At 66.7% G+C, this 25,002-nt stretch carries 11 protein-coding genes and 1 pseudogene; 10 read left to right on the forward strand and 2 right to left on the reverse strand.

Translation table 11 applies throughout. The annotated features are described in order from the left end of the window. Window positions 1-8: 8 nt before the first annotated feature. From E0T84_RS32625 to E0T84_RS00925, 10 genes and pseudogenes are all read left to right on the forward strand, one after another. Window positions 9-1,469 (forward strand): annotated as a pseudogene (locus tag E0T84_RS32625) (MinD/ParA family protein); the annotation flags it as partial. Window positions 1,470-1,718: 249 nt separating this feature from the next. Continuing rightward, complete coding sequence (locus E0T84_RS00885) at window positions 1,719-2,183, forward strand: YbaB/EbfC family nucleoid-associated protein (protein WP_070943785.1); 465 nt, start codon at window positions 1,719-1,721, stop codon at window positions 2,181-2,183. A gap of 4 nt (window positions 2,184-2,187) precedes the next feature. Then, on the forward strand, window positions 2,188-2,484 hold the full coding sequence (locus E0T84_RS00890) for a WXG100 family type VII secretion target (RefSeq protein ID WP_070943786.1): 297 nt from the start codon (window positions 2,188-2,190) through the stop codon (window positions 2,482-2,484). Window positions 2,485-2,540: 56 nt separating this feature from the next. Next, window positions 2,541-19,013 (forward strand): alpha/beta hydrolase, encoded by a 16,473-nt coding sequence (locus tag E0T84_RS00895; RefSeq protein ID WP_138743496.1) that lies wholly within the window; start codon window positions 2,541-2,543, stop codon window positions 19,011-19,013. Continuing rightward, window positions 19,010-19,267: a hypothetical protein gene (locus E0T84_RS00900; RefSeq protein WP_070943788.1), complete on the forward strand. Its 258-nt coding sequence runs from the start codon at window positions 19,010-19,012 to the stop codon at window positions 19,265-19,267. Before E0T84_RS00895 ends, E0T84_RS00900 begins: the two co-directional genes overlap by 4 nt. 2 nt (window positions 19,268-19,269) lie before the next feature. After that, on the forward strand, window positions 19,270-19,506 hold the full coding sequence (locus E0T84_RS00905) for a hypothetical protein (protein ID WP_138743497.1): 237 nt from the start codon (window positions 19,270-19,272) through the stop codon (window positions 19,504-19,506). Between the two features lie 5 nt (window positions 19,507-19,511). Beyond that, window positions 19,512-21,068, forward strand: a complete 1,557-nt coding sequence (locus E0T84_RS32145) for a hypothetical protein (protein WP_249383534.1) — start codon at window positions 19,512-19,514, stop codon at window positions 21,066-21,068. Between the two features lie 94 nt (window positions 21,069-21,162). Further along, window positions 21,163-22,119 carry a hypothetical protein gene (locus tag E0T84_RS00915; RefSeq protein ID WP_138743498.1) on the forward strand — a complete coding sequence of 319 codons (957 nt, stop codon included), beginning with the start codon at window positions 21,163-21,165 and terminating at the stop codon, window positions 22,117-22,119. Window positions 22,120-22,121: 2 nt separating this feature from the next. Further along, a complete protein-coding gene (locus E0T84_RS00920; RefSeq protein ID WP_070943792.1) occupies window positions 22,122-22,562 on the forward strand; it encodes a YbaB/EbfC family nucleoid-associated protein in 441 nt (146 codons plus the stop codon). Beyond that, window positions 22,559-22,855, forward strand: coding sequence for a WXG100 family type VII secretion target (locus tag E0T84_RS00925; protein WP_070943793.1), 297 nt, complete (start codon window positions 22,559-22,561; stop codon window positions 22,853-22,855). Before E0T84_RS00920 ends, E0T84_RS00925 begins: the two co-directional genes overlap by 4 nt. Before the next feature lie 4 nt (window positions 22,856-22,859). Here E0T84_RS00925 and E0T84_RS32630 read toward each other — a convergent pair whose 3' ends face one another. Further along, window positions 22,860-24,638 carry a hypothetical protein gene (locus E0T84_RS32630; RefSeq protein ID WP_075908998.1) on the reverse strand — a complete coding sequence of 593 codons (1,779 nt, stop codon included), beginning with the start codon at window positions 24,636-24,638 and terminating at the stop codon, window positions 22,860-22,862. Window positions 24,639-24,669: 31 nt separating this feature from the next. Beyond that, window positions 24,670-24,990: a hypothetical protein gene (locus E0T84_RS00945; RefSeq protein WP_070943795.1), complete on the reverse strand. Its 321-nt coding sequence runs from the start codon at window positions 24,988-24,990 to the stop codon at window positions 24,670-24,672. Window positions 24,991-25,002: the final 12 nt, after the last annotated feature.

The raw sequence follows: 25,002 nt of genomic DNA on the forward strand, positions 1-25,002 counted from the left end.
CCACATCGCTCGACGACTTGGCTCCTGGCGAATTGGACGAGGTGGAGGCACGGGCTGCCGCGCTGCTGGAACAGATTGCGGCGCAACGTACTGCTCGGCAGAGTCATACGGCCACCTCGCCCGCCGACGACACCACCGATGCGTTCGTGGTGTCTCCGCCTCCTGAGCCGGCTCCCGCTGCGCCGGCGCGCCGGCTCGCCCCGCCACCGTGGCAGATGCACAGCACGATCGGGTCCAGGGAGTTCGCCGAACGATTCGAGCTCGATGAGCCGCAACCGCAGCGTAACCCCGAGCCGGCAGCTGCACCTGAACCTGCGCCTGAGCCTGAGCCGCCGACCGGTTTGATCCCGATTCCGCCACTGCCGCCAAGGCATGCCGCGCCGCCGGAGGCAGGCCCGCAGCTGCCTGCGCCGCCACCACCGCCACCTCCCCCTCCGCCGCTACCTCCGCTGCCGTTTCCGCCGCCGGGTTTCATGCCACCGCTGCCGCCACCTCCGGCGGGCATGGCCCAGCCGCCGCAGTATTCGCCGGTGCCACCCTCACTCGATGACGCCGGAATCATCAACCGCGCCCGCAGCGCGCCCCACTCCGGGTGGCGCCGAGCTGTGCATCTGGCGAGCGCCGGCCGCTTGAATCCCGGCGAATCGCGCAAAGAGCGAGAGCGCGAAGACCTGCTGGCCCAGATCCGGCAGCCGATCGCCGGGGACTTCCGGATCGCGGTGCTGTCGATCAAGGGCGGTGTCGGCAAGACCACCACCACGCTGGGGCTGGGCTCGGCGCTGTCGATGATGCGTCATGACCGGGTGATCGCGGTGGACGCCAATCCGGACCGCGGCACTCTGGCCGAGCGGGTCAGGGACGCGTCGAGCCAATCCACGGTACGAGATCTCTTGTCGGATACTGATATTCAGCGCTATTCCGACGTCCGTAGCCACACCCGGATGGCGGGCAGCCGACTGGAGGTGCTGGCCAGCGAGCAGGAACCGGCAGTGTCGGAGGTGTTCGGCGAATCGGACTACCGCCGCACCATCAGCATCCTGCGTCGCTACTACAACATCATCCTGACCGACTGCGGCACCGGCATCATGCATTCCGCGATGGCCGGTGTGCTCGATCTCGCGCACGCGATCGTGCTGGTCAGCTCGCCGGCGATCGATGCCGCGCGCAGTGCCTCGGCGACGCTGGACTGGCTCATGCAACACGGTCACTCCGCGCTGGTCCGCGAAGCGCACGTAGTGCTCAGCGCCTCGCGACCCGGATCGGCAAAGCTCAAGCTGGACAAGGTCTACGAGCACTTCGAAGCCAGGTGCCGCTCGGTGCACATGATCCCGTTCGATCCACACCTGGCCGAGGGCGCCGACGTGGACTTCGACCTGCTGGACCCGGCAACGCTCCAGGCGTATCTGGAACTGGCAGCCGCCGTGGCGGAAAAGTTTCCTCGGCTGCGCGGTGCGCCCCAGTACCGCTGACCACCGCCGTCGGCGACCGAGGCAAATAAGATCCGGGCCGGCTACGGGTGTGGGAGCTATCGGTGGGTGACGTGGACTGTCGAGTTGGCCCCGGTTATCTACGCGGTAGTGGCAAATTGCGGTGCGAGTGGCATTGCGGCGATGGCAATTTCGCAAACCTAATTGTCCGCGCCCTCAAATACGGTAAGCCGTAATCGAATTCGGGAAAGGGCGTGGCGGCGTCTTTGCGATTCTGGAACACTGACCGGAATGAGCAACGATGCCCTCCGGCATCAGATGACCGAGGTGCTGGCCTTGGTCTCCGAGCAGATGGCCGATATTGCTGCGGTGCAGCGCGAGCAGGCGCAGCTCACCGCGAGTGCTGAGGAAGCCGATGGCTTGGTCGAGGTGACGGTCGACGCCCGCGGCCACGTCATCGAGACCGTCATCGACGAGTCGTATCTCGAAGAGTACGAACTCGAAGAACTCGGTGGCCACGTCACCGCGGCAGCGCAGTCCGCGGCGCAACTCGTCGCGCAGCGGGCGGCTGCCCTGATGATGCCGATCGAAGAACGGCGCCGGATGATGCCGGGGCTGTCCGACATCGCCGACGGTGCGCCCGATCTGCGCGACCTGACCAGAGCTGTGTTCGGCGGCGACGATGCAGGCGTCCAGCCGAGCGAGCCGGACGACGACGACCGGGACGAATCCGCATTCCCCACCGTGAGGAGCTGAATCGATGGCTGACGAGCTCGGTGTCGGACCTTCTGACCTGCGCGCAACCTCGAGGAACCTGAACGATGTCAGTGTCAGGATGAAGAACGTTCTGTCCACCCTGCAAGCGAATCTGGCTGCCGAAGGTGCCGCCTGGGGCGACGACAAGATGGGTGACGGCTTCGCGAAAGGCGGCCAAGGATATCTGGCGCAAAAGGATTGGGTCGACGGCTCCGTGGCAGTCAAGACCGATCTGCTCGATTACTACTCGGACGGTTTGAAGGGTTCAGCGGACTCCTTCGAACAGCAAGATCAGCCGTAGCGGTCAACGCCATGAGGTGGTGCGCCGTGTAGGCCGGTCGCCACACCGATTCCCTTATGGACATTCAGATCCCACCCGAGCTCCAATGGGTGTCGTATCTCGCGGGCGGTGAGTGGCCGCAAGGCAGCGAAACCCGCACGCGCCGGATCGGCGAGCACTATCAAGCTGCGGCCGAAGCGCTGCAGGAGCTCATCCCGGACTTGAACCGGGTCCGCGGAGAAACGATGTCGGTGCTGACCGGCGACACCGCCGACGCCGCGGATCGACAGTTCGCCATGCTCTTCGACGGTGATTACACGGTGGACAAACTCGCCGAGGGCATCTCGGGAATGGGTGAGGGCGCCACCAATTTCAGCTCCGAGATCGAGTACAGCAAGTTGTCGATCATTGTCGGACTGGCGCTTGCCGCCGCTGAGATTTCCTACAGCCTGGCCATGGCGGGTCCCACTTACGGCGCGTCGACGGCCGCGATCCCCGTCATCGAGACAACGACCATCGCGTGGATACGTGCGCTCGTCATGTGGGCGATCCGGCGTCTCGGCGCGAAGATGGCCGAACTGCTGACCAAGACGATGATGAAGCGGCTCCTGGTGGCAGGCGGGTGGGAATCCTTGGAGGAGCTGGGGCAGGGGCTGCTGCAAGAGGGGATCGTCCAGGGCATCCAGAAGAACAACGGACACGCCGAGTTTCGGTGGGACCGGTTCAAGCAGACCGCGATTGCCTCGACCGTCGGTGGTGGCGCCGGCGGTATCACCGCCGTCCCGGTCGCGCACGGTCTCGGGCCCGCTCGCAACCGGTTCACCGCGGCGCTCAAGGGTGGAACCACCATGTTCTCCGCCGGGGTATCGGGGAACGTGGCCGGCACCTGGTCCGTCGGGGGCGAATTCGACACGATAGCGATCCTCGCCAGTTCCACCAGCACCAGCATCGGTGGTCTGAAAGGCATCGGCGGTGGCCACACACCTCAGCAGAACAACCAGACGAATCCGGCCGGTCCGGTGGGGCCCGAGCCCCCGAACGTCGGCCTGCGGGGCAACGAACCGGATGGCGAACTCGACAGCGGCCGGCAGGACAGCGACGACCACGGTGAGACCGACACCAACCGAACCCCACAGAACGGTCCTTCGGGGCAGGCGGCCGTCCCTGCCAAGTCGAGTCCGGGGCGCGCCGGCGCCGGGCAGACGAATAACACTGCACCGCAACCGGATTCCAAGTCCGCATCCCGCAACGGGGAACAGCACGGCGCGGCCGACAAGTCGACAGGCCAGGACTCCGACGAGACAGTCGATGACGAGGCGCCCAACCAGGTTGACGCCGAACCGGACACGACGACCGAACCCGACGAGCAGCCTTCGGCGGAGCCTCAGCAGGACGCCGACGATACCGCTGACGGGCCCACGGATGAGCCCGCGCACACCGCCACGCTCAGCCCGGACCAGGACGTCGCCGGTCCGGCGGCGAATGTTGCGACGACCGACGTGCCGCAGGCTGCAGTGGCCCCCGAGCCGGTGTCGGTCGATCCGGGACAGGTCGGCGACGGGCAGACCGACGTCACTCAGGATGTCGAAGGCGCCCAGGTCGCAGACGTCGTCGCACAGACACCTGCTGATCCGGCGCAGCAGACCTCCGTGCCGGACGCGCCCGGGCAGCAGGCCCCGGCCCTCGGAGCCCCTGCCCAACCGTCGCCGACCAGCACCGTGCCACCGGCGCCCACCTCGCAGACGGCGGTCACCACCACGCCGGCAACCCCTGAGCAGAACGCCAAACCGACTGCAGCTAAACCTGATTCGAAACCCGTCGATCCCAAGCCGCAGGCTCCGGCAGCGCGGTCCACCGCATCGGAGTCGCAGGTTGCCGGGGTGCCGGCCGCGCGTCTGCAGGACACTGCCGTCGACGTCACGCCGGCGAATGTGACGCCCGAGGTCACCGACACCGGCGGTCCGCCGCAGGGCGGCCAAAACTGCCTGCTCGACGCGGCCGATGATCTGTCTCGGCACTTCCGCAAGCCATACCAGGTGGCCGGGGAGCCGACGTCCACCGGAATGCCCGCGCAGGCTCTGTACCAGGCCATCGGGTCCCGGGCCGATTTCGCCACCTACCGCCAGATCGAGGCCAGGCTTAGGAGCATGGCGCCCGGCTCGGCCGCGGTCATCACCTCGGCGTGGGCCGGCGACGGGCAGCGCCAGGGCGGGCATGCCTATGTGGCGATCTTCGACGGCAAGGACGTCTATCTGCTCCACCGCGGTGAGCGCACGGGCTGGCCACCGTACTGGGGGCAGAGCGCGGTGTCGACGACCGCCGTCGGTTTCCTTGATTCAGAAGGTGTTCCGGTCGACAAGCTCGGGCGGCTGCCCGATGATCTCGACGCCGCGATCGCAGTGGGCGACGTGCAGGGCACTGCTGAACAGCCGTCGGGCGACCAGTGGCGCGACGTCACACCGCAGAGTCAGATCGCTGACGCGGCGCTGGCCAAGCGCGTGCCTCCGGTAGATGCCGGTGACCTGCGGAACCCGTTGGGGTTGATGGAGTCGGCCGACGCACGGGCCCGCGCGAACGCCACCTGGTGGGCCGGGTTGAACGGTGATGAGCAGCGTGCCCTGATCGACACGTACCCGCAGCACATCGGTAATGCTGAGGGCATTCCGCCGACCGCCCGCCACGAGGCGAACACTCGCCAACTCGACGCCGAACGCCGGCAGTTGCACTCCTGGCGGGACAGCGGTCACCGGCTGAGCCGCAGCCAGAGCCGCATGCTGGCCCGGCTGGACCGGATCGACAGCGCACTCGCCGACGCACAAGCCCGCGCCCAGGACGCCGGAGTCGGCCCGCCGATGGTGCTGGCCTTCGATGCCTCGGCCTTCGGTGGTGACGGTCGGGCGATCGTCAGCTTCGGCGCCGATCCGTATCAAGCTGATTCGGTGTCGTGGCACGTGCCCGGGCAAGGCACCACGATCGACTCGATCGGCGCCGGTATGAACGACGCGCTCAACCACCTGCAGACTACCCAGCAGGCGAATCCGGGATCCTCGGCAGCGTCGATCGCGTGGCTGGGCTACGACGCACCCAGCGGCTGGAGCGGCTGGCGGGCAGCCGGACACCAGTCCGCCCGCGACGGCGGTGCGGTCCTCTACAGCGACATCCGGTCGTTCAACGCGGCGCGCGACACCTGGGCCGGCGACGGTAGCCACTTCACCGACAACCACATCTTCGCCCGCGCCTACGGGACGACAGCGGTCGGCTATGCCGGGCGAGATGGGCGGCTGGCCAACGATATTCGCGCCATCACCCTCACCGACTCGTCAGGGGCAGGCCCGGTGCGCCGTGCCGGCGAGTTCGGAATCGGGGCCGACAACGTCTACGTCGCCGCCACAGCTCGGGACCTGCCCACCGCTCTGGCCGGGCGAACACCGATCGTCGACGTCAGTCTCGGCGTCGATCCGTGGGCGGACGCCTTCGGGGCCAATCGGGGAACCGACAGCGCACAACTCGACTCGCCGAACGAGACCGACGTCCCGGCCGTGGATCCGGCGCCCGCCACGGTCCAGAGCACCCGGGAGATCGCGGATGAGGCTCTGGCGCAGCGGGATCCACCCGTCAGTGCCCGCGATATGGCCAACCCGCTGGGTGAGGCCGAGGCTGCCCGAACCCGGGCCGAGGCCAACGTGCACTGGTGGTCCGGATTGTCGGAGGATCAGCGCCAGGCGTTGATCGAGACGTACCCCGCCCAGATCGGAAATTCCGAGGGTATTCCGCCGGCTGCCCGCGACGTCGCGAACCGGACTGCCTTGCAGCGCGCCCGGGATCATGTGCGGAGCAAGCTCGATCGCGGTGAGAAGCTGAGCAAGTCGGAGCAGAAGTTCCTGCTACGGATGAACCGGTTGAATGCCTCGTTGCAGCAGATGGGCCGCGAAGCGGCAGACGCTGGTCTTGATGCGCCGCTGGTCCTGGCCTTCGATCCGCCGGCTTTCGGCGGCGACGGCCGGGCGGTGGTGAGCTTCGGTGCGGACCCGTATCAGGCGGATTCGGTGTCGTGGTTGGTGCCGGGATTGGGCACGACGATCGACAAGCTCGAAGGGAACATGCGCGCTGCGCTGAACCACCTGCAGTCGACGCGTGAGGAGAACCCGACGCTGTCGGCGACGTCGATCACCTGGATCGGCTATGACGCACCGAACGATATGGCCACCCCCCGAGTTGCCGGCTCCGCGCTCGCTCGCCGGGGAGCCGAGATCCTGTACAGCGACATCAGGGCGTTCAACGCGTCGCGCGACACCGTCGCCGGCGACGGCAGCCATTTCCGTGACAACCACATCTTCGCGCACTCGTACGGCTCGACCACCGCGAGTTACGCGGGTCGGGACCAGCGGCTGGCCAACGACATCCGCACGGTCACCCTGCTCGGTTCGCCGGGGGCGGGCCCGATGCAGCAGGCCAGTGAGTGGGGTATCGGCGCAAACAACGTGTTCGTCGCATCCTCCTCACTGGACCCGGTCGCCGGATTGGGCGGACGCGAGCGCGGCGAGAACGGCCGGTTCCTGGGCCGCGGTCTCGGCGTGGATCCGGCGATGGATACCTTTGGGGCGGTCCGGATTACCGCGCAATTCCCGGCGTCGATGAACGACGGTGGCAGCGTCGGAACGCATAGACACTATTACCGGTACATGGACGGCGACGCCGATCCGCGGGTGCGTACCGAATCGTTGGCCAACTTCGGCCGGATCGCGGGTGGGCACTCCGAAAGAGTTCACCGCGAGGAGCCTCGCCGCGCGGTCGACGGGCGCACGGTGGAACCGGCGGCCGGACGGCCGCTGCGGCTGGACGGCGACACCGAGACCGACCAGTCTCCTGATCGGCGGCTGTGGAATCCGCGCTGGCATCCGGCCGAGGTCGAGCCGTCGGCGGCGCAGGTGGCGGCGGACCAGGCGCTGGCACAACGGATCCCGCCGGTGGGTATCGACGACCTGGTCACTCCGCTGGGAGACGAGCCCCAGGCGGCGGACCGGGCCCGCGACAATGCGTCGTGGTGGTCGGGATTGGACGACCAGCAGCGCGCCGCGCTGCTGGAGGCGTACCCTTATCAGATCGGCAATGCCGAAGGTATTCCGGCGGTCGATCGCGATACCGCCAATCGCCGTGTGGTGCAACGCTATCTGGACCGGGCCGCCGGTATCCAGGCCCAGATCGATGCCGGCACCAGGCCCACCGATACGCAACTCGATTTCCTGCTGCGGGTGAATCGCCTGGAAAGTGCCCTGCAGCGGGCCGAGGCGGCCGCTGTGCAGGCCGGCGTGGGGGAACCGCTGATCCTCGCGTTCGACCCGCCGGCATTCGGCGGCGACGGGCGCGTGCTGGTGAGCTTCGGCGCCGACCCGTATGTCGCGGACTCGGTGTCGTGGTACGTGCCCGGCATGGGGGCTCAGATCAACAAGCTCGACTACCTCATGCACTGTGCGTTGAACATCCTGCAGTCCACGCGCGCCGAGAACCTCACCTTGTCCGCGGCCTCGATCGCCTGGCTGGGCTATGACGCACCCAACGACTCGGGGACCGTGCGGGTCGGTCGTTCGACCCTGGCGGAGGCCGGCGGCGACATCCTGCACGCCGACATCAGTGCGTTCAACGCGACGCGGAACGCATTCGCCGGGGACGGCAGCCGTTTCCGCGGCAACCACATCTTCGGGCATTCGTACGGGTCGACGACCACCAGTTTCGCGGGACGCGACGGCCGACTGGCCGAGCACGTCAGCACCATCACGCTGATCGGTTCGCCCGGTGCGGGTCCGCTGCAGCATGCGGGTGATTTCGGACTCGATGACGGCAATGTGTTCGTCGCCTCGTCGTCGCGCGATTTCGTGACCGGACTCGGGGGGCGGACCTCGGACTCGATGGGCCGCCTGGGCAGGGGTCTGGGTACCGATCCGGCGATGGACACCTTCGGCGCGCAACGGGTGCGTGCGGAGTTCCCGGCGTCGATGGACCGCAAGGACACCACCGCGACCCACAACGCGTATTTCGACTTCCAGGAGACCGACGGACCCGGTACCCGGCAGTGGCTGGTCACTCCTGCGAACGCAATCCCATCCGAATCGCTGGCGAACCTGGGCCGTATCGCTTCTGGGCACACCGGTCGGCTCGACCTCGAAAACCCGCGCACCATGCAGGAGCGGCCCGGGCGAATATTCGGAACCCGCAGGGAGACAGTTGAACCCGCGGCCGGACGGAACAACACCCAGGGGCGCCACTGGTGGAATCCGCGGTGGCGGGATGCCGACATCGAAGTCGATCCGGACCAGGCCGTCACCGAACCCAACTGGTCCGCGGACCCGAGCGGTCACCAGCCACAGCACGCGGCGACCCGGGCGGTCGCGGATACGGCTTTGGCACAGCGGATTCCGCCGGTCGCTGTCGACGGCCTGGTCAATCCTCTGGGCAGGGGCGGGAATGCCACGGCGCGGGCCGAAGCGAATGCGCTGTGGTGGTCGGGGCTGACGGAAGATCAACGCCAAGCATTGATCGAGTCGTATCCGTCACGGATCGGCAACGCCGAAGGCATCCCGCCGGTGGCCCGTGACGTCGCGAATCGTCTTGCCATCAAGCGTTTCCAGGAGCACGTGCAGTCGATGATCGACCGTGGTGTGCGACCGGGAAAGAAAGACCTCGCCAATCTGCTACGCGTGAATCGGCTGGACGCCGCCTTGCAGGCCGCCGCCCAGAATGCAGCGCAGGCCGGAATCGGCGGCCCGACGGTGCTTTCGCTCGACCCGTTCGAGTTCGGTGGCGACGGCCGCGCGGTGGTGAGTTTCGGTGCCGATCCCTATCAGGCGGACTCGGTGTCGTGGCTGGTTCCCGGCTTCGCGACCACGGTCGACAAGCTTGAAGGGAATATGCACAATGCGCTGAACCACGTTCAGTCCACGATGCACGAGAACCCGACGCTGGCGGCCACCTCGATCGCCTGGATCGGCTATGACGCACCGAACGGCATGGCCAGCGGCCGGGTGCTGAGCCCGAAGTTGGCGCGCCAGGGTGCCGAGATCCTCTACGACGACATCCGGGCGTTCAACGTCGGCCGCAACACCCTGGCCGGTGACGGCAGCACGTTCACCGGCAACCACGTCTTCGGCCACTCCTACGGTTCGACGACCGTGAGCTACGCGGGCCGTGGCGGCCGGCTCAAGGCTGACATCCGCACCGTGACGCTGCTGGGCTCTCCGGGCGCCGGACCGTTGCACCACGCCGGCCAGTTCGGGCTCGACGACGGCAATGTGTTCGTCGCGTCGTCGTCACTGGATCCGGTCACCGGGTTCGGTGGGCGGCGAGCCGAGCAGAACGGCCGCTTCGCCGGACGTGGCCTGGGCATGGATCCGGCCATGGATGAATTCGGGGCGGTCCGGGTGGCCGCCGAGTTCCCGGGCTCGATGAACACCGCCGGTACGTTCGGAACTCACAAGAACTACCACCACCTCGTGGATCGGGGCGACGGAACACAGGTACGTTCTGAATCTCTGGCCAACTCCGGGCGGATTGCTGCCGGCCGCACCGACAGGGTGGACCACGAAGACGGCCCCCGCCGGGTTGTCGACGGGCGCACGGTGGATCCAGCCGCCGGACGGGCGCTGCGACTGGACGGCGATACCCAGATCGACCGAGGCGAGCCTCGGCGCTGGAATCCACGATGGCATCCGGGTGAGCCGGTGTCGACTGCGACGCGCTCGCTGGCGGATCAGGCCCTCGGGCAACGGATTCCACCGCTGTCCGCCGACGATCTGAGGCATCCGCTCGGGTCGGAACCGCAGGCGGTGGTCAAGGCTCGCAACAATGCCGGCTGGTGGTCGGGATTGTCGGAGGAACAACAACACGCGTTGGTCCGCGCGTATCCGCAGCAGATCGGCAACGCCGAAGGCATCCCCGCCGCTGTTCGTGACACCGCAAACCGGGAGATGATGCGGCATTATGCCGCTCGGGCCGCGGCGGTGCAGGCCAGATTCGATGCCGGTGAGAAACTCACCAAGCAGGAGCTCGACTTCGTGCGGCGGGTCAACCGACTCGAAACCACCATGCAGCGAGCGGAAGTGGCGGCCCAGCAGGCCGGGGTGGGGCATCCGCTGCTGTTGGCACTGGATCCGGGGGCCTTCGGCGGTGACGGCCGTGCGCTGGTGAGCTTTGGAGTGGATCCGTACACGGCCGATTCGGTGTCGTGGTACGTGCCGGGTCTGGGTTCGCAGCTGGACAAACTCGACTACATCATGCACTGCGCGTTGAACATCCTGCAGTCGACGCGCGCCGAAAACCCTTCGCTGGCAGCAGCGTCCATTGCCTGGCTGGGATACGACGCGCCGAACGATTCGGCATCGGCGCGAGTGGCGCGTCCGGGCCTCGCCCGCGCCGGTGGCGAGATGCTGTACACCGACATCAGCACCTTCAACGCGGTGCACGACGCTGTGACCGGCGACGGTAGCCGGTTCACCGGCAACCATGTGTTCGGGCACTCGTACGGGTCGACCACCACGGCCTACGCGGGGGTGAACGGCCGGCTGGCTCCGCACATCAGCACTGTCACGCTGATCGGCTCACCGGGGGCGGGTCCGCTTCAGCAGGCCAGTGACTTCGGAATCGACACCCGCAACGTATTCGTTGCCTCGTCGTCGCGGGACTTCGTCACCGGACTCGGCGGTCGGACCTCGGATTCGCGGGGCCGGCTGGGGATCGGCCTGGGTACCGATCCGGCGATGGATACGTTCGGTGGGCAGCGGATCAGCGCCGAGTTCCCGGCATCGATGGACCGCAAGGACACCCTGACCACTCACAACGCCTATTTCGACTTCCTGGAGACCGATGGTCCGGGCACGCGGCAGTGGCTGGTCACTCCGACCCATGCGGTCCGTACCGAAGCACTGACCAACATCGGCCGTATCGCCGCCGGACACCCCGAGCGGGTCCACCTCGAACCACACCGGACCGTCGCCGACGGAAACGCTTCCCGCACTGTCGAACCCGCGGCCGCCCGGCCGGTCATGCGGCTCGACGACGATCCCGGTGTCTTTCACCCGACCGACACCCACAACCGAAACCGCGTTCCGCGCTGGACCCAGGGCAACGATTGCGCCCAGGTTCTGGCCGAAGAAGTGCGGGCCCGCACCGGCCGGAAGGTCCAGCTCGACGCGCCCTCACGGCGCGGAACACCGGCGCGGGCGATGTTCAAGGCGTTCGGGTCCAGCGCGAATTTCGCGACGTACGCCGAGATCGAGCAGGAGTTGCTGGGCAGGCCGTCGGGCACGATGGCGGTGATGGCGTCGCGCTGGAGTGGCGGACAGCCGGTCGGCCACGCGTACCTGGCGGTCAACGTCGACGGCCGTGTGCGTCTCTACGACCCGCACACGCGCCAGTATTCGGGTTGGCCACCGCACTGGGGGCAGGACGCGGTAACTCAGACCGCCGTCGGTTATCTGGACGAGAACGGTGTCCCGTTGAAACGCGGGCGGTGGTACAACCAATTCGCCGCCTCTGCCATCGGCACCGTGCAGGGGATGCCCGACGGTGTGGACCACGGAAACATCGACGGCAGAACGGCCGCCGAGCGCGACACCGCGAATCGTGCTGCACTACAGCATTATCGGGAACGAGCTGACCACATCCGAACCAAGCTCGACCAGTTCGGCCCGGCCACCCGCGAAGAACGTGCCTTCCTGGAGCGCATCGACCGGCTCGACCTCGCGGTGCGCAAGGCCGATGCCGACGCTGCCCGCGCCGGTCTCGATGCACCACTGGTGCTCGCCTTGGACACCTCGGCATTCAACGGCGGCGGTCACGCTGTGATCAGCTTCGGTGCCGACCCGTATCACGCCTCGCACGTGACGTGGCAGACCGCGCGAGGGTCGATCGACCAGCTGGGCACCGCGACGGCCCGTGCCCTCGACGGGCTGCAAGGAACCCGGCAGCAGGATTCGGCGGCCATCGCGTGGATCGGCGCGGACACCGGGGCATTGCACCAGGAACTGGCAGCCTTCCGCGCGACCCGGCAGTCTTTGGGAGAGCCCGGACTGTTCACCGGCAATCACGTTGTCACCCAGGCCGACTCGCGGACTCCCGCCGAGCGTCCCGCGACCCAGGTGGTCGCGCACCGGGGCGCCTCCCACGACTTCCCGGAGCAGACCAGGGCGGCGTACGTCGAAGCGTTGCGACAGGGCGCGGATGCCCTCGAGTGCGATGTCCGGCTCACCAAGGATGGTGAGCTGGTACTGATCCACGACAAGACCGTGGACCGGACGTCGAGCGGCACCGGCCGGGTCGGCGACATGACGCTGGCCGAGCTGCAGGCGCTCGACTACAACGGTCACGGCATCCTGACCCTCGATGAGTTCATTCAGCTCGCCCAGGACGCCGACCGTCCGGTGACATTGTTCATCGAGACCAAACATCCTGCCCAGCAGGGCTTGAAGATCGAACGCGAGGTCGTCGCCGCGCTGGAACGGCACGGACTGACGAATCCGGGGCCGGACCAGTTGGTCAAGGCGGCGGTCATCTCGTTCTACCCTGATGCACTGGTACGGGTCCGAATGGCCGCCCCGAACGTCCCCACCGTTCTGTTGGGCCCGTCGGCCCGGTATCTGGCCGGCATCGTGGGCGCCACGGCGATCGGCCCGTCGATCGACATGCTGCGCAACAACCCCGAGCTCGTCGGGGCAGCGGCCGCACGAGGGCTGGCCACCTACTGCTGGACGGTCAACAACGAAGCCGACGTGCAATTCGCGCGAGATCTGGGCGTGGACTGGATCGCCACCGATCATCCGGGCCGGACCGACACCATGCTCGGGGAGCCGGCAATCCAGCAAGAGGCCGACGCGGTCCGGCAAGAAGCCGGTACCGCAACGGAACCCGCTCGCCACGACCTGGTTCGGCAGGTGGCAGACGACGCGTTGTCGCAGCGCATACCGCCGGTGCGCCCCGACGAACTGCGTAATCCGCGGGGGCCGGCAGAGGAGGCTTCGGCACGTGCGGCCAACAACGCCCGCTGGTGGTCCGGGCTGACCGACGAGCAACGCAGCGCCGTCATCGAGACCTATCCGCAGCACATCGGCAATGCCGAGGGCATCAACGCGGCCGACCGTGACCGCGCGAACCGCCATGTCCTGCAGCAGATGCGCCAACGGGCAGACGCGCTCCAGTCCAAGGCGGATCGCGGAGAACGGCTGAGCAGCGCCGAGCGCAAGTTCCTCCGCCGGATGGACAAACTCGACCTCGCACTGCGTAAGGCTGCCGTGGACGCCGCACAGGCCGGGGTGGCCGGACCGCTGCTGTTGGCTTTCGACGCAACAGAATTCGGCGGCGACGGCCGCGCCGTGCTCAGCTACGGCGCCGACCCGTACACCGCCGACTCGGTGTCCTGGCACGTGCCGGGGGTCGGCACCACGGCGGACGCGCTGCTCGGCTTCAACACCACGACCGCACTGAATCACCTGCAGGCCGTGCAGCAGCAGAATCCGGGATTGTCGGCGGCCTCGATCGCCTGGATCGGCTACGACGCCCCGAGCGGTTGGAGCGTCCTACGCGCCGCGGGGCACGGCATGGCCCGCACCGGCGGTGACATCCTCTACAGCGACATCCGGGCATTCAACACCGCCCGGGACACCCTCGCCGGCGATGGCAGCCACTTCACCGGCAATCATGTTTTCGGCTACTCCTACGGATCGACCACCACCGGATACGCCGGTCAGAACGGGAGATTCGCCGGGCAGGTCCGCAGCGTGTCCCTGGTCGGCTCGCCTGGGACCGGCCCGGTGCGTACCGCGGGTGAGTTCGGGATCGGCGCCGACAACGTTTTCGTCGCCTCCTCGTCGCGCGACGTGATCACCGCGTTGGGTGGGCGCACCGCCGGCTCCAACGGCCGCATCCTCGGGATCGGTCTCGGCACCGACCCCGCCATGGATTCCTTTGGCGCCGTGCGGGTCACCGCCGAACCGCCGTCTTCCATGAACCGCGTGCCGACCGGCGGCACCCACCACACCTATTTCCTGAACACGGAGGCGACGACAAACCTGGGTCGTGTCGCCGCCGGGCGTACCGACGCCGTCACCACTGAACAGCACCGCACCGAGCTGGGCCGGAGTCGGCGCGCGCCGGTGTTGCGCACGGTCGAACCCGCCGGGGATCGGGTTGGGGGCCGGAGATTCTGGAATGCGCTGTGGCGCCGGCCGCCCAACTGCGCCGTCACGGTCACCGAAGAGTTGTCCTCGCTGTTCGAAGGCCGCAAGTTCGGTCTCGACGTCAGGCCGTCGCGGCGCGGCGTGCCGGCCCGGGCGCTGTTTCAGGCGATCCGATCCGATGCCCGGTTCGCGACGTACGACGAGGTCGAAGCGGCCCTGCTGGGAGATCCGTCGCTGCGGGCCGCGGTGCTGACCTCGCAGTGGGCCGGTGGGCGGCAGGGCGGTCACGCCTACCTGGCCGTCAAGGTCGACGGTCAGGTGCAGCTGTACGACCCGCACACCCGTAAGTACTCGCCGTGGCCTCCGCACTGGGGCCGGCATGCGGTGACGCAAACCGCCGTCGGCTATCTGCGCACCAACGGCGATCCGGTCGGCCCGATGACCCTCGACGTCCCACTGCAGCTCGACGCAGCCGATGCCGTCGGCAACGTGCAAGGCCCGCAGAGTGATTCAGACTTCCTTCAGGGCCAGGCGGAGTACCGTGCGCAGGATCCGGCCACCCGGCTCGTGGACGCCCGCTACGCCGAACCGCTCGGTGACGTGGTCGACAACGCCACCGACCGGGCCCGGGTTCGCCAGCTCGCCCGGGACCTGTCCGGGAGATACGGCCCGTACCGCATTGAGTTCACCGCCGAGAACCTGACCAACTCGGTCCAGCTGACCGGCGACATCTTCGACGGTGACACGAAGATCGGCACCATCATCCGGGAGTTCTCACGGGACCCTGACGGCACCCTCGTCGCAGCCCACACCGGCCTGCACATCGATGACAAGCAGTTGCGCGGCCAAGGGTTCTCCAAGGCCGTGACCTACGAGCTGGAACGTTTGTATGTGCGCTCCGGCTTCGACCGGATCGAGCTGACCACCCACGACAAGGGCAGCTTCGCCTTCGCCAGGCGAGGTTACGCCTGGGACCCCAGGCCGCGTCAGCTGCAGGAATCGCTCGACCGGGTGAAGATGTCGGCCGGCAAGCTGCGTGAGTCCGTCAGCGAGGAAGCCAAGGATGTTCTCGATCGGGTTGTGCAACAGCTGGATCCGGGCAATCCACGGCTGCCGGAGCCCATCGATCTGGCGAACCTCGCCACTCGCGAGGAACCGGATCTGGGCCAACGACTGCTGGACGGCGCCGCTGGGAAACACACCAACGCCGTGCACTACGTCAAATACCTGGACCCGGAGTCGGTTGCTCCGGCCCGCAGCGGTCTGAAGGGGTGGCTACAGAACTTGTTCGGGCGCGACTCCGCTTCGCGCCCGGCCGACGACAACTGCGCCTACGGCGTGGCCGGCGAGTTGTCGACGATCTACCGCAGGCCCTTCGACATTCGCATCGCGCCCTCGCGCACCGGGGTACCGGCCTGGGCACTGTTCCAGGCGGCGCAGTCCCGCTCCCAGTTCGCCACCTACGACGACATCGAGACCGAGCTGCTGGGCCGGCCGGCGCGGTCGTCGGCAATCGTGGTGTCCCGCTGGGCAGCTGACGGCAGCCGTCAGGGCGGGCACGCCTACCTCGCGGTGACCGATGGCACGCGGGTGCAGCTCTACGACCCGAAGACCAGGGAATACTCGCCGTGGCCACCGTACTGGGGCGAGGCCGCGGTGGACCGCGTCGCCGTCGGCTACCTCGACCACAACGGCGACCCGGTGGACCGGCTCAGCGATGATGTGCCGCTGCAGATCTCGCTTCAGGCTGCCGATGCCGTCGGCGATGTCAAGGGCCCTCCGGGTGGCTCCGATTTCGGGGCAAGACAACAGAATTACCGCGACCAGGACACGACCACCCGTCGTGTCGATGCCCGCTATGCACAACCATTGGGGCAGGTCGTCGACAACCTCGACACCGCACAGGTGCGGCAACTGGCCGCGGATCTGTCCGGCGTTTACGGCCCATACCGGGTCGAGATGTTCCGGGCGATCGCCGACGACCGCAGTGGCGAGGTCATCGTCGGCGGCCTGATCCTCAACGGCGATGACGAAGTCGGGTTCATACAGCAGACCTACGTCCGCGACAGCGCGGGAAATCTGGTTGTGCATCAGAACGTGATCGAGATTCCTGACCAGGGCTTTCGTGGCCAGGGCTTTTCGAAAGCCGTACGAGCCCAGCTGGAAAGTTATTACGTAGCATCGGGCGTCGACCGCATCGAGCTGCGCACCGAACAAGACGGCGGCTACGCCTGGGCGCGCCAGGGCTTCACCTGGAACCCTGACCCGGAGAAGTTGCGGGCATCTGTCGAGGACGTCAAGCAGTCTGCCGTGCGGCTGCGCGCCGAGGTCAGCGCCGAGGGGAGAGCGGTCCTCGATGAGATTGTGCGGCGGCTGGATCCTCGGCGGGCGGATCTTCCCGAGCCGATCGACATCGCGGCGTTGGCCACGGTCGAGGAACCGCACCTCGGGCGCGACCTGCTGACCGGGACGCACTGGAGCGGGGTCAAGTATCTCGGGGCTGCCGATGCGATGGCACAACAGGACTACCGAGCTGAGGATCCCGCCACGCGACGTGTGGACACGCGCTGTGCCGACCCGCTCGGCGAGGCAGTGGACAGCACCGACCTGGGACCGGCCCGCCGGCTCGCGAGGGACCTGTCCGGAAGGTATGGGCCATACCAGGTCGAGTTCGAAGCCGCACCGAACTTCGACGGCCGGGGTTTCGATCTTCATGGCACGATCCGCAGCGGCGACACCGAAATCGGCCTCATCACGCGGCACTTCTATCGCGACGGCGACGGCAACCTAGTGGTCGAGAACATCCTCGTGGAAATCACGAACACCGACTACCGCGGAAAAGGTTTCTCGAAAGCGCTCGTGTCGGAACTCGAGCAGTACTACGTGCGATCAGGTGTCGACCGCATCGAGTTGATGTCCGACGAGCAGGGCAGCAATGCATGGGCGCGTAGGGGGTTCACCTGGAATCCCGACCCGGATCTCTTGCAAGAGTCACTCGACGGTGTCAAAGAAGCCGTGCGCCAACTGCGTGACGAGGTCAGTCCCGAGGCTCAGGCGGTGCTCGACGAGATCGTGACACGACTCGAAGTCGATCACCCGCGGTTGCCCGAGCCGATCGAGCTCGCGCTGCTGGCCACCATCGCCGAACCGACGCTCGGCCGCCAACTGCTCGACGACACCTCGCTCTACTACGTGAAGTATCTGCCCGCCCCGGCGGGCCACGTCGAGGTCGACCACGACACGGGATATCCGGCTGACGACGTCCCGCTGCGGTTGGGCACTTCCACGGACGTCGTGGATCCGCTCGGCCGCCTCGGTCTGCCCGACCATCAGCCGGGCACACTGTCGACATCCGAGGCCATCACGTTGTTCAGCGATGGCGAACTCCGGATGCGCGAGCTCAACGAACAACTCACCCGCGAAGGTGTCAGCGCCGAAGACCGTGCCAGGCAGTTGACTGAGCTTCGAAACGCCTTGCGGGCTCGGGCATATGAGTTGATGGAAAACCGCGTTGCGGCCGAGTGGTTGTCGGCCAACACGACCAACCCGACGTTCGCCGACCTGGTCGACCGTCGCGAGGAGAGCGGGCTCGTCGGTGACGCCGCCTTCGAGGCCATCATCGACAGCGCCACCCACAGCCGGCTCGAACCGGGCAGCCTGTCCGACATCGAGACCGGCGCGGTGTACTCGCAATTCGAACTCGGCCTGCGCGCACTCAACGAGCAGATGATCCGCGACGGCCTCAGCGCCGAGGAGCGGGCCAGGACGCTGTCCGGCCTGCGAAGCTCGTTGCGGTCCTGGACGCGCGAACTGATGGAGAACCGCTCCGCCGCGGACTGGATGTCGGCCAACGAGAGCAACCCCAGCTTCGAAGACCTCGTCTCCCGGTACGAACGCAAGGGCCTTGCCGGTGACGACGTGTACAACGCCATCATCGACGCCGCCACCCACAGTCACTATTCGGCGGGAACCTTGACCAACGAGGAGACCCGCACCGTCTACACCAACTACGAGCTGCGGATGCGGGAACTGCGGGACCAACTTCTGCGCGACGGAGTGAGCGTCGAGGAACGGGCCAGGACCATGTACGGGATGCGAGCGACGATCCGCAGCTGGACTCGGTCCCTGATGGCAGACCGCGCGACCGCCGACTGGCTGAACGAGAACGAACAGAATCCGACGTTCGAGGACCTCGTGGAACGAAACCGCGCCAAGGGACGTGTCGGCGATGAGATCTATGAGGCCATCATTGCCAGCTCCACCCGCAGCCGTGGCAGTGTGAACGCAGATCTCGGTATCGATCCGGAGAACCCGCCCGATCTGCCGCCCATGCGGGGGCCCGATGACGGCAGACCGGATCAGGATCAGGAAGAGGACAGCACATGACCAGCCAGAAGCGCACACCGCTGCGCTACGACCAGTCCGGGCTGCGCGGTAAGCGCGCGCACGTCCTCGTCGACGAGCCCACCGACGAGATCGACTGGCCGGCGAACCTGCCCGCAGGCATCAAAACCGTTGTGATCGTGGATGACACCCCGAACCCGCATCACACCCTGCGGGTGCATCCGGTCGACGATCCCGATCGGGTCGCCCTCGTAGTGTTCGACCAGCTGGCGCTATGTCAGGAGGGTGGGGAGTAGGCATGGACCCACGAAGAATCGAGCTCAACCGCAGGCACAGCCGGGAGATGAGTGCGCTGTTCACGCAGTTCCACGAAGCTCATCCCGACATCGAATCCGAGGTCAACGGTGCGCAGATGACTCCGGAACAGGATGCCGAGTGGACGGCATTCAGCGCAGCCCTACTGGCCAAACACCAGGCCGAGCGCGCTGCGTTCGCCGATGTGATCGAAGCCGAGCAGAAGAACACGGGAAGGTAGACGCGATGGAGGCGGCACAGGCAATCTCGTTGGTCGCAGACTGGATCAGGTCGCGTGGACTCGACTACCCGACCGCCGGCCTGGCGGCCGATCGCTTCGACAGGGGCTGGAGCGTGTACGCACCGGTCGAGGTCGACGACAGTGATCCGATGGCGTTCCTGGACATCCCGGTCGGTCGGTCGATCTTCCTGGTGGGCGACTCCGGCCGCATCGAAGAGGTGTCGTCGTCGGTTCCGCCTCAGCAGGCGCGCGACGAGTTCAGCGCTCAGGAGCCCGCGCCCCGGCCCAGTGGTGTCGCGGCCCCCAACGGTGCAGCGCAATCGAACGGTGAGGTCTCCGACGAAGCGGCCTTCATGGCAGAGTTCGAGAAGCAGTTCCGGCTCGCGGCCGCGGAGGACCCGTCGGCGGTAGCCGACTTCACCATCGTCGATGAGCCGCCCGCACCGGTCGACGCGCCGAGCAGCGCGGATGCCGCGGCCGCCGAGGAGGCTTCCCGGCTCATCGACGCGATCGTGCAGCAGCTGGCTCAGCTCGGCCCGGAAGGGTGGGACGAGTTCTCCGCGGTGTTCGCCTTCACCGTCACCTCCCAGATAGCCCAACTGCAATTCTGGGCCCAGGACCGTACCGGCCTGGTCCCGGTGCCGCAGTCGATCGCCGACCTGGTGCGCCAACACCGAGAGGTCTCGGCCCGCATGGGTGCCGGGCCGTGGTGGCGGCTGCTGTTGAACGTCACCAACACCGGCCAGGCAACCGTCGACTACGACTACGGTGACGAGCCGTTCCCGGACGACCAGATCGTGGCGGCCGAGCATTACCGCAACGACCTCGACACCTATCCGCGCAGCCAGGTGCCGGTGTGGTTGGCCGGCTACACCGCCGGGCCCGACGCCCAGGGACGCGACGCCGCTCGGGCTGCTGACGCGGCGGCCGTGGACCAGGCCGCCGGCCGCACCGCTGTGGTCACCGACCAGATCCCGCCGCTTTCCGACCTGTTGGCCCGCTGGGCAGTGCTCTCGGCCGCCTATGCCGGCGTCGGATCGGGTTGGGGTCCACGGATCTACCCCGGCTACGCCTGGTTCGAGAGCGATGCCCGCAGCGGGTCGACACTGTTTCTGCTTCCGGGCGACCGCGCCGTGCTCTCCGGCGGGAAATGGAATTCCGAGTTGCTCGAGGCTGCCTACAACGGCGGTGGCCCACTGCCCGATCTCTACGGGGGAGCGCCCGCATGGGTCAACGACTCGGTGCTGAACACCCGAAATCGGAATGGGCTGCTGAGTTTCTGCTACTGGTGGGCCAACGGTCAGTGGTATCGCGGCGGCACCGACACTTCCGGCGAACTCGATCTGACCGTGCCAGACATCTGGAGTCCCGACGCCACGGTCACCGCAATGGCAACCCAGACCGGGCCTGGCACGGTGGATCGCTGCCGGGCCCTGTTGGAGGTCGCCACCGAGCGCACCGCCACGGTCGACGACGTCGCGGCAGTATTCGGCGATCGTGACGACGCACAGGTCTATACCGCGGCCAACCAGCTGAGCCTGGCGGGACTGTTGGCTCAATAGCAGCTGAACTCTCGGCGAACAAGGCCGTCTGGCATGGCGGTCTGCGGTAGCGCGCAATAGCGTGAATTGCGATGCTGCATAGAATGTTTCACCGATGGGGGATCGGGTGACCCTGCAGATCCCCGGCCCCCTGCAATGGGTGTCGTACCTGGTCGGATCGCAATGGCCGAAGGGCGACGAAGACGCCATGTTCCGCATCGGCGGTGAATGGGGTGACCGCGCCGAACAGTTGAGAGATCTCATCCCCGAACTGAATCGGATGCGGGCCAGCACCAGGGCCGTCCTGCAGGGCGTCACCGCAGGCACCGCCGACCAGCAGTTCGCGTTGCTGTTCGACGGTGACGCCACCGTCGACAAACTCGCCGATGCGATGGCGGCGCTCGGTGAGCTCGCCGAGAGTACCGGCAAGAACATCGAATACACGAAGTTGCAGATTCTGACATCGCTGGCCATCGCGGCGTTCGAGATCACCTGGGCACTGGCTCAAACCTCGGTGACCTTCGGCGCATCGGCGGCCCAGATCCCGCTCATCGAAGTGAGCACGTCCGCGGCGATCCAGCGCATGGTGATGGTGCTGATGAAGGACGTCATGACCGACCTCGGCAAGGCGATGACGAAGACAACCGTGCACCGGATCATCAAGAAATCCGGAGTCGAGGCGGCCGAAGCCCTCGGGCAGGAACTGTTCATCCAGAACATCCAGCAATCCAAAGGTCATCAGAACGGCTACGACTGGAACCGGCTGGGAACCGTCGCCGTGGCCAACTCCGTCGGCGGTGCCGCCCAGGGCACGGTCAGCATTTATGGCCAGCGCGCACTGGGCGTTTCGGCCGTCAAGGGTGCGGCCGTCGGATACGTCGCCGGCATGTCCAAGAAGGTGACCGGAGCACTGGCCACCGGCGGCGAGATCGACCCGGTTTCCGTCCTCGGATCGGTGCCCACCGCCGTCACCGGCGGAGTGCGGGGCCGAGCCGCGGCACACAGCACCAAGGCTGCGACAGCAGACGGGGGCGGTGCTTCGGCGGCGAGTAGCGGGGGAGACGGGGACTAGACATGGACAACGATGCGGCACGGCATGAACTCATCGATGCGCTGGCACTCGTTCAGGAACAGTTCGCCGATCTCGCCGTGGTCGAGGCGCAGCGGTCAGCTCTGTCCTCGGCGGCCACTCGTGCTGATGGCACTGTCACGGTAACCGTGGACTGCGACGGCGTCGTCATCCACACGGCGGTCAGCGAAACCTATTTGGATGACCACGATCTGGCCGATCTCGGACGACACATCACCGACGCGGCCCAGGATGCCGCCCGCGACATCGAACAGCAGGTGGCGGAATTACTAGCCCCACTGGCCCAGCGGCGTGAGCAGATGCCTTCGCTGTCCGACATCGTCGAGGGTGCTCCCGACATCAGAGATCTGCTGTCGACCCGGGTGGCGGGCCCGCAGGGCCACGACGAACCCGACGACTTCCCCACCGTGAGGAGTGCGCGATGACCGTACCGCTCGGCATCACGCCCGCTGACCTACGAGGGACTGCGCGGTACCTCGCCTACGTCAGCAACGACATGAAAGCAGTGCATTCAGCGCTGATGCAGATGCTCGCCGGAGAAGGCGAAGCCTGGGGGCACGACAAGATCGGCAAGCAGTTCGCCGACGGGGCGAAAGGCTATAAAGCGCAGTTGGATTGGGTCGATGGGTCGATCACCGCGAAGACCGACCTGCTCGACTACTACGCCGACGGCCTCCACACCACCGCTGACGCCCTGGAACAACAAGACAAGCCCTGACGCCTCACTCTGAGCGACCCGGCGTGAACTGCTGCCCAGGGGCCGGACGCACCGGTCCGGGTTGGACAGCCGAGTCGGGCTGCCAGGTGTTACCGCGCTGTGGAATACGGCGCCGGGGCTCAGCCTGGTCGGCCGGTGATCTCTCCTGCTGCTCGGCTTCCTCGTCGGCGCCGACCACCGGAACCGACGCGTCAGCGCCACCGATGACGTCCTTGCCGTTCTTCTTCCGTCGCAAGGCCTTGTTGACCTGGTGGCCCTTCCCGTTCTGATCGCCGGCGCGCTGACCCGCTGCCGGGGCACCTGCTCCGGGGCTGCCCGCGCCCGCACCGAGACCGGCACCGGCCCCGGCCGCCCCAGCGGGCATCTTCGCCGCGGCGGTTGCGGGCGCGCTGCTCGGCAGGCCACTCGGCATGCCGCGCAACGGAACTCCGCCCCCGGCACCTCCTGCGCCCTTGCCGGCCCCGGCGCCGGCGCCGCCGAGCCCTTGGGGCCCCAGGCCGAGGACACCCTCGGGCGGGCCTCCCATCCCTTGCCCCAGCGGGTTCTGGGTGGCGTTCTTGGCGGCATCCATCGCCTGGCCGATCGCGTCCTTGGCGGCGTTGGTCGCGGTATCCATTGCCGACTTGGCGGGATCGGTCAGACTGTCGAGAGCGTCCTTGGTCGGATCAGTGGTGAGATCCTTTTGATCGATCGGCTTTTGGTCGATGGGTTTGAGCTTGTCGAGGTCTGTCGGTTTGGTGGCGTTCAGTTTGTCGAGAGCCGATTTGTCGAAAGGCTTGATGCCGCTGGGGCCTCCGGGGCCGCCGGGGCTTGGTATGTTGGGGCTGCCCGGACCACCGGGGCTGCCCGGACCGCCCGGGCCACCGGGGGCCGTCGGATCTCCGTACGTTATCGGCGGCAGTGCCGGAAGTTGGGGAAAGTTCTGCGTTGCCGCTTCCACAGCCGGGTTGTACACGTTTTTAAACAGCTGGACGGCTTGTTGGTAGGCATCGATGGAGTTGTTGATTTCTTCGAGTTCTTTGAGGGCATCGGCCGCGGTCACGTAACCGTCATCGTTGTTCCGCAGGTAACCACTACCATCGATGTGGTACCTGGCATTGAAACTATCGATGGCCGAGTTGAGTTCACTCTTGTTGAACTTGCCGTCGTCCAGCAACTGGTCGTTTGGGTGATCGTCCGGGAAATCTCTCTTGATTTGTTCGAACGCCTCCTTCAACACCGTCAGCCGGTTGGCTATGGCGTCTGAAGCTGGCTTGAAATCATTGATCGAACTCGCCGTGACCTGGTGGGATGCCGCTTCGGCCGCCGCGGCACTCTCACCCGACCATTTTCCGGCTATTTCATTGCGGACTGTCTCCTTGAAATCCTCGGAATCCTTCTTCAAGCTGTCCCCACTGGTCTTCCAGTTCGCGGCCAGATTGCTGATCTGTTCGGGGTTGAGCGAATTCTTCTCCCCCTGCATCATGACGAATTCTTTGTCCTCCCAGTTCAGCTTCTGAGGACCCGTGAGTTCGTCTTGGACCTCACGATACGTGCTGTTGTCGGATAACACCTGGTCGAGGTCGCCGAGAAGCTCGCTCCTGGGCTGATATTCGGCGAACTTGTTTTCTTCCCTCAGACCCTTCGACACTTGGACGAAGCCGCCGTCATCGCCGATCAGGGCAGCGCGCTTGGGGTAATTGGAATTCTCGACGAACGCGTTGTCATAGACGGCACCACTGCGGCCCTCTTCGTTGGTGCTCGTGCCCATCGTTGCACCGAGATAATTTCCGAAGCCGCTCATGATGTCCTCAACCCGTTCGTTCGTGCGGTAACTAGTCGTTCTGGTTGGAGCGCATCGCTTCCGCCGCGTGCCGGGCGGTCTCGATGAATGCTGTCGACTGCGTCAACTGGTCGGTCACGTAATCCGTCAACTGCTTGCCGCGACCATCGAAGAGTTTCTCGACGAGACTCGCGAGTGGGTTGGCCGGTGTCCCGAAATAACCAGTGGTTTCGTCGAGGGCGTGCCCCTGGAGAGTTTGGAGGCTTTCCTCGTATGGCTCGAACGCCCGGTTGAGCGTCGAGATCACGGCCGGGTCGAGGTAGAGTTTCTTGTTCGCGGTGTCGGCGTTGAGTCCGGCCCAAGGGTTGGTCATGATGCTCCTCCG

This window comes from Mycobacterium sp. DBP42 (genome assembly GCF_005924235.1).
GTDB lineage: Bacteria > Actinomycetota > Actinomycetes > Mycobacteriales > Mycobacteriaceae > Mycobacterium > Mycobacterium syngnathidarum.

Coding starts and splice junctions, on each gene's coding strand:
- E0T84_RS00885 (WP_070943785.1), top strand. CDS start 1,719: ATGAGCAACGATGCCCTCCGGCATCAGATGACCGAGGTGCTGGCCTTG.
- E0T84_RS00890 (WP_070943786.1), top strand. CDS start 2,188: ATGGCTGACGAGCTCGGTGTCGGACCTTCTGACCTGCGCGCAACCTCG.
- E0T84_RS00895 (WP_138743496.1), top strand. CDS start 2,541: ATGGACATTCAGATCCCACCCGAGCTCCAATGGGTGTCGTATCTCGCG.
- E0T84_RS00900 (WP_070943788.1), top strand. CDS start 19,010: ATGACCAGCCAGAAGCGCACACCGCTGCGCTACGACCAGTCCGGGCTG.
- E0T84_RS00905 (WP_138743497.1), top strand. CDS start 19,270: ATGGACCCACGAAGAATCGAGCTCAACCGCAGGCACAGCCGGGAGATG.
- E0T84_RS32145 (WP_249383534.1), top strand. CDS start 19,512: ATGGAGGCGGCACAGGCAATCTCGTTGGTCGCAGACTGGATCAGGTCG.
- E0T84_RS00915 (WP_138743498.1), top strand. CDS start 21,163: ATGGGGGATCGGGTGACCCTGCAGATCCCCGGCCCCCTGCAATGGGTG.
- E0T84_RS00920 (WP_070943792.1), top strand. CDS start 22,122: ATGGACAACGATGCGGCACGGCATGAACTCATCGATGCGCTGGCACTC.
- E0T84_RS00925 (WP_070943793.1), top strand. CDS start 22,559: ATGACCGTACCGCTCGGCATCACGCCCGCTGACCTACGAGGGACTGCG.
- E0T84_RS32630 (WP_075908998.1), bottom strand. CDS start 24,638: ATGAGCGGCTTCGGAAATTATCTCGGTGCAACGATGGGCACGAGCACC.
- E0T84_RS00945 (WP_070943795.1), bottom strand. CDS start 24,990: ATGACCAACCCTTGGGCCGGACTCAACGCCGACACCGCGAACAAGAAA.